Annotated in this window: 5 protein-coding genes; 1 reads left to right on the forward strand and 4 read right to left on the reverse strand. The window is 68.4% G+C overall.

The features are described 5' to 3' along the window. Positions 1 to 300 (forward strand): hypothetical protein (locus VGF12_RS17340; RefSeq protein WP_331177298.1); only part of this gene is annotated, 300 nt, incomplete at its 5' end. 130 nt (positions 301 to 430) lie between these two features. Here the strand turns inward: VGF12_RS17340 and VGF12_RS17345 are convergent. From VGF12_RS17345 to VGF12_RS17360, 4 genes are all read right to left on the reverse strand, one after another. Beyond that, positions 431 to 3,076, reverse strand: coding sequence for a S9 family peptidase (locus tag VGF12_RS17345; protein ID WP_331177301.1), 2,646 nt, complete (start codon positions 3,074 to 3,076; stop codon positions 431 to 433). A 104-nt stretch (positions 3,077 to 3,180) separates the two neighbouring features. Then, on the reverse strand, positions 3,181 to 3,339 hold the full coding sequence (locus tag VGF12_RS17350; protein ID WP_331177299.1) for a hypothetical protein: 159 nt from the start codon (positions 3,337 to 3,339) through the stop codon (positions 3,181 to 3,183). Between the two features lie 37 nt (positions 3,340 to 3,376). Then, complete coding sequence (locus VGF12_RS17355; RefSeq protein ID WP_331177300.1) at positions 3,377 to 3,769, reverse strand: hypothetical protein; 393 nt, start codon at positions 3,767 to 3,769, stop codon at positions 3,377 to 3,379. Positions 3,770 to 3,889: 120 nt separating this feature from the next. Next, positions 3,890 to 6,268, reverse strand: a 2,379-nt coding sequence (locus tag VGF12_RS17360) for an excinuclease ABC subunit UvrA (RefSeq protein WP_414710123.1), incomplete at its 5' end; no start/stop codon positions are given.

The following is a 6,268-nucleotide window of genomic DNA, read 5'->3' on the forward strand; positions in this document are numbered from 1 at the left end:
ACGTGCTGTACCAGGACACCGTCAACGTCTACCGCGAGCTGCTGGACTCGGGCAAGGAGTCGCTGGTGGAGCTGTTCCTGGACCCGGACGGCGCGCACGCGCGACGATCCGCTGGACACCGACCTCGCCCGCCTGCACGCCCTCACGGGCGCCTGCGCGCTGGCGCGAGGCGACGTGGAGCTGGCCCGCCGCGAGGCCGGCCTGGCCCGCCGCAGCTTCGCGACCCGGCCGTGGGCGGCCGACTACCGCCAGGCGCCATTGCGACGGCTGGAAGCCGATCTGTCCGCGCGCCGCGGATGACGCGGGCGGCATTCCGGGCGGCCCCAAGCCCGCCCGCCTGGGGCTTCTCGCGGCTCAGCCGCCAGTAGCCCCACCCCGCTCTGGGGGCCCGCACACTCGCGATCAGCGCCGCGAGGCGGGGCGCAGGGCTTCACGAGCCCACACGGCCCAAGTTGCGCAGCCAGAACGCCTCGTACTTGCGGTGCCAGCCGGCCGGCTTGACGACGCCGCCCATGGCGTGCACGCCATCCGGGTCCAGGAACAGCTCGACAAGGGACTCCTTGCCCGAATCCAGCAGCTCGCGGTAGACGTTGACGGTGTCCTGGTACAGCACGTTGGGATCCTGCATGCCGTGCACCAGCAGCAGCGGCTTCTTCAGGCCCTTGGCCAGCGGCAGCAGCGAGTACTTGCGCAGCACGGGCTTGCTGCGGTCCGTGGCCTTGCCGATGGTGCGGCCGCTGTACCAGCTGTTGTAGTTCTCCCATTCTGTCGGGCCGGCGCCGGCGATGCCTGCGGCGAACACGTCGGGGTGCGTGTACATCGTGTACTGGGTCTGGAAGCCACCAAAGCTCCAGCCGTTCAGGCCGATGCGGGTGGCGTCGACGCCGAACTGCTGCGGCAGCAGCTTGGCGAGGTCTTCCAGGTCTTCGGCCTGGGGCTCACCGGCACGCTCCCAGTTGGCGTCGGAGAACTTACGGCCGTAGTTGCTGTGACCGCGCGGGTCCACGGCGACGGTCACGTAGCCATGCTTGGCCGCCATGTACTGGCCGAACATGTAGGCGGTAGCCTGGAAGCTGTCGACCTCGACGATGTGGCGATCGTTCAGCGGGCCGCCATAGACGTAGACGACGGCGGGGCGCTTGTCGCTGGCCTTCCAGCCGGCAGGCTTGAAGACATAGCCTTCGATGCGGTCGCCGTGGCGATTGGTGTAGTTGAAGCGCTCGGGCTGCAGCAGCTTGAGCTGGGCCCAGGCCTTGTCGTTGCTGTCGGTCAGCGTGCGCGGCGCCGACTTGCCGTCGACAGCCAGCAGTTTGAGCTCGGGACGCTGGGCCCAGTTGCCAGCGTTGGCAGCCACCCAGCGGCCGTCCTCGGAAGACGCCGCGGCACGGTGGAACTCGCCGGCCGCGCCCAGAGCCTGGGTGGCACCGTTGGTGATGTCGACGCGCAGCAGGTTCATTGCTGCCGTGTCGCCCTGGTTGGCCAACACGAAGAGGCTCTTGCTGTCGGGCGTGAAGCCGGCGATCTGGTGGGCCTCGAAGTCGCCCTTGACGAGCGGGCGCAGCGCCTTGCTGGCCACATCGATGGCCCAGGGCTGGCGCCAGCCGGACTCGTCGAGGATGAGCACCAGCGTCTTGCCGTCCGGCGTAAAGCGCGGCTTGATGACGTTGACGACCTCGTGGCCCACGTCACCACGGCGCTCCAGCACCAGCTCGGGCTTGGCACCTTCATCGGCCGTGCCGATGTAGACGCGCAGCAGCTCCTTGTCGCGCTCCCAGGTCGTGAAGGCATAGCGGCTGCCGTCACGCGCCCAGGCCACGTCGCTCATCTCGAACCAGGTGTCGCCACCGGCGTTCGTGAACACGGGTGCGGGCTGCTTGCGCGGTGTCTCGCCGGCAGCCACAGGCACCTGGCGGATGTAGAGGGCCAGCGGTGGTTGGGTGCGCTTGTCATCCGACACCTCGCGGTTGACCTTCTTGGCCGTGGCCCAGCGCTCGCTGTAGTTCATGATCTCGACCTGACGGCCGGGCGGAGCGGGCTTGTCGTCGGCCGTCTTCAGCGGCGCCCTGGCCAGCAGCGACATCCAGCGGCCGTTCTCGCTGATGGCGGTCTCCGAGATGCGGTACTTCTTCTGCTCGTCGTCCGGATGGATGAGCTCGCGGTTGACGACCTGCACGCCGGCCTGCTTGAAGCCAGCGCGCAGCACGCGGGTCTCGTCGGTGTAGAGCACGCCGCTGTCGTCGGCCGTATAGCCCACCAGGCGCAGCTCCCGCTGCGTGGCGACCAGAAGCGCGGGCGCCTTGTCGTCCGCCTTCCAGCGGTAGAGGCCGCCACGGTACTGGAACACCAGCTCGTCCGCCTTGCGCGCCCAGGCGAACTGGGCCGGTCCGGGATAGAGGTCGGCAGGCTTGAGCTTGTCGCGAGCGAGCTTCTTCTTCAGCTCATCACGCAGCTCCCAGAGCTCCTTCTCCTTCTCGTCCTTCTTCTCCGCCGCAGACGCGGCGGCCGCCGGGGCCGGCGCGGGCTTGCCGGCGCGCTTGGCAGCCAGCACGGCAGCCGCGTACTTCTCGGCATCGGCCTCGGCTTTGTCGGCGGCCTTCTGTGCGTCGTCCTTGGCCTTCTTCTCGGCCAGTTCCTTCTTCAAGGTCTCGATGGCCGCGGTTTCCCACTGCGACAGATCCACCTTGTCGCCGCGCAGATAGGCCTGCTGGGCGACCTCGCGGGCCTGACGCTCGGCGTACTCGGCCTGGCGCTGCCTGAGCTTCTTGTCGAACCGCGCCAAGTCCTCGGGCGCCTCAAAAGCGGCCATCACCTCCGGCGAGGTGACCCGCTGGGTCTTGCCGGTCTTGGTGTCATGCACCCAGAGGTCGGTGCCGGGCTCCCCGAAGGGGTTCCAGAGATAGGCAAGGTAGCGTCCGCTGCGGCTGAAGGCGGCATCCTTGGCTGGCTCACCGCGGTAGGGCTCGGCGCGGAACAACTGCTCGAGGGTGGGAACGGCGGCGGGTGTCTGCGCCTGCAGCGGCGTGGTGGCCGACAAGGCCAGGGCTAGGGCCAGGCTGCCGATGGCAGCGAAGGTCACGGGCTTCAAGGGGGATCTCCTGAATACACCCCCTAGGGTTAGGGGCGGCGAATTCTAGGGAACCGCCGCGTCCGCTCCATTCGTCACAGCTGGGCCGGCCTGGCTCAAAGCCAGTGAGCCACTGCCGCACCAATGCCGGTGGCCCCACTGGAAGCCCCGATCAGCCACACATCGCGTGCTTCGCTGCGCATGCGCCAGGCCTGCCAGGCGACGCTGCCAAGCACGGTGGCGAGCAGGAGGAGGGAAAGGGTCAAGGTGGTCATCGCGAGACTCGAAGCCGAAGGAGGGAGAACAAGGTCGTCAACCAGGCACGGCAAGGGGTTGCGGAGCGGGCCGCGTCGCCTTGCGCCAAAGGGCCGCCGCCACATGCCCGGCCAGTCCGACGCCAAGCAGCAGCAAGACACCCAGGCCCCACGCTGCCCAGGCCAGGATGCCGACGCCATCGGCCAGCATGGGCAACGCACCGACGAGAGACTGCATTTGCAGCACCAGTGTTTCCAGCATGTCCAGCAGCCATTGCGCCACCGGCGGGGGCAGCCAGGCGGTCAACGGCTCAGGCAGGCTCCAGTCGCCAGCGCTCATGGTGCCCACATGCGACAACGTCACCACCAGCAGCGCATGCGCCGCCATCACGAGACCGGACCACGCCGCAAGCAGGAACAGCACCACGGCCCAGACGACGACAAACACCACGCGCGATCTCCCGCTTCCCGAAATGCGCCCAGTGTGTTGGAGCGGCGCTTCGCAAACCAGATCGCCCGGCCGCAGCCGGTCTTCGAAAAAACCGAAGTCGCGGCCGCGCGGGCCCGGGAATCAAGCCGATCGTGCCAGCACCGGTTGCAGCGCCAGGCCGGTGTGGCTGCCGCTCGCCACCACCTCCTCGGGTGTGCCAGCGACCACGATGCGGCCGCCCGCATCGCCGCCCTCCGGCCCCAGGTCGAGCACCCAGTCCGCCTCGGCAATGACGTCGAGGTCATGTTCGATGACGACGACCGAATGCCCGCCCGCCACGAGGCGGTGCAGCACGCGGATCAGCTTCTCCACGTCGGCCATGTGCAAGCCCACGGTCGGCTCGTCGAGCACGTAGAGCGTGTGCGGCGCCTTCTGGCCGCGGCGCGTGACGTCGTCGCGCACCTTGACCAGCTCCGACACCAGCTTGATGCGTTGCGCCTCGCCGCCCGACAGCGTCGGCGATGGCTGACCCAGCGTCAGGTAGCCCAGGCCGACGTCCTTGAGCAACTGCAGCGGATGCGCGATGGACGGCATGGAGGCGAAGAACTCGACCGCCTCGTCGACCTCCATCGCCAGCACGTCGCCGATGCTCTTGCCACGCCAGCTGACACCCAGTGTTTCGGGATTGAAGCGCTGGCCGTGGCATTGGTCGCAGGGCACCTTCACGTCGGGCAGGAAGCTCATCTCGATGGTCTTCATGCCCTGGCCTTCGCAGCCGGGGCAGCGGCCCTCGCCCGTGTTGAAGCTGAAGCGCCCCGGCGCATAGCCACGCGCCTTGGACTCCAGCGTCTCGGCGAAGAGCTTGCGGATGGCGTCCCAGAACCCGATGTAGGTGGCCGGGCAGGAGCGCGGCGTCTTGCCGATGGGGGTCTGGTCGACCTCCAGTACGCGGTCAACCTGGGCGTGGCCTTCGATGCCATCGCAGCCCGCCCACTTGCTCGGCGCCTTGCGCAGCGGCACGGCAACGGCCATGTTGGCGAGCAAGACATCGCGTGCCAAGGTCGACTTGCCCGAGCCGGACACCCCCGTCACAGCCACCAGGCGATGCAGCGGTACATCCACCGTCACGGCCTTGAGGTTGTGCAACGCCGCGTTCAACACGGTGAGCTTGGGCGCCTCGGGATCGATCGCGCGACGAGCCTGCAGCGGGTGGATCAGCGGCCTGGCCAACATGCGCCCGGTCGTCGATTCCGGTTGAAGCGCCAGCTCCGCTGCCGTGCCTTCGGCCACCACGCGGCCACCACGCTTGCCGGCGCCGGGACCGATGTCGATGATGTGGTCAGCGCGACGGATGGTGTCCTCGTCATGCTCGACGACGACCAGGGTGTTGCCCTTGTCGCCCAGCGTGGCCAGCGCCTTCAGAAGGATCTGGTTGTCGCGCGGGTGCAGGCCGATGGTGGGCTCGTCCAGCACGTAGCAGACGCCCTGCAGATTGCTGCCGAGCTGGGCTGCCAGGCGGATGCGCTGCGCTTCGCCCCCCGACAGGGTGGGCGCGGCACGGTCCAGCGTCAAATAGCCCAGGCCGACCTCTTCCAGGAACTCCAGCCGGCCGAGGATTTCGCTGACGACGTCGCGGGCGATGTCGGCGTCGCGGCCCTGCAGATTCAGGCCCTGCACCCATGCACGCGCTTCGCCAACGCTCCAGGCGGCGACGTCGCCGATGCCCTTGTCTTCGAACTCCACGGAACGTGCCGTCGGGTTCAGACGGGTGCCGTGGCAGTCTGGGCACGGCGAATCGGTCAGGCCCTCGACCTCGGCCTCCTCGGACGGGAAGCTCTGCTCGCGGCCGCGGTTGTCGTCGGCCTGCACGCTGTCGTCCAAAGCCTTGCGCTGCTCGCGCGTCAGGCTCAGGCCCGTGCCCACGCAGCTGGTGCACCAGCCATGCTTGGAGTTGTAGGAAAAGAGGCGCGGGTCCAGTTCGGGGTAGCTGGTGCCGCAGACCGGGCAGGCGCGCTTCGTCGAGAACACCTTGACCGTGCCCACGCCGGCGCCGGTCGCACCGTCGTCCAGACTCAGCCCATCCAGAGGCGCCAGCAAATGCAGCACGCCCTTGCCAGCGTCCAGCGCCTTGGCCAGCAGCTCGCGCAGCTCGGACTCCTTCTCCGGCGACACGACCAGGTCACCGACCGGCAACTCGAGGGTGTGCTCCTTGAAGCGATCGATGCGTGGCCAGGGCGAAGTGGACAGAAACTCACCGTCCACGCGCAGATGCGTGTGGCCGCGGCCCTTGGCCCATTTGGCGAGGTCGGTGTAGACGCCCTTGCGATTGACCACCAGCGGCGCCAGCAGGCCCACATGCTGGCCGCGATAGTCGCGCATCAGCTGGGCGGCAATGGACTCCACGCTCTGCGGCCGCACCGGTGCGCCGTCGTTGACACAGTGCTGCACGCCCAGCTTCACGTAGAGCAGGCGCAGGAAATGCCAGACCTCGGTCGTCGTGGCCACCGTGCTTTTGCGGCC

The organism is Roseateles sp. (assembly GCF_036404855.1).
Classification (GTDB): Bacteria; Pseudomonadota; Gammaproteobacteria; order Burkholderiales; family Burkholderiaceae_C; genus Pelomonas.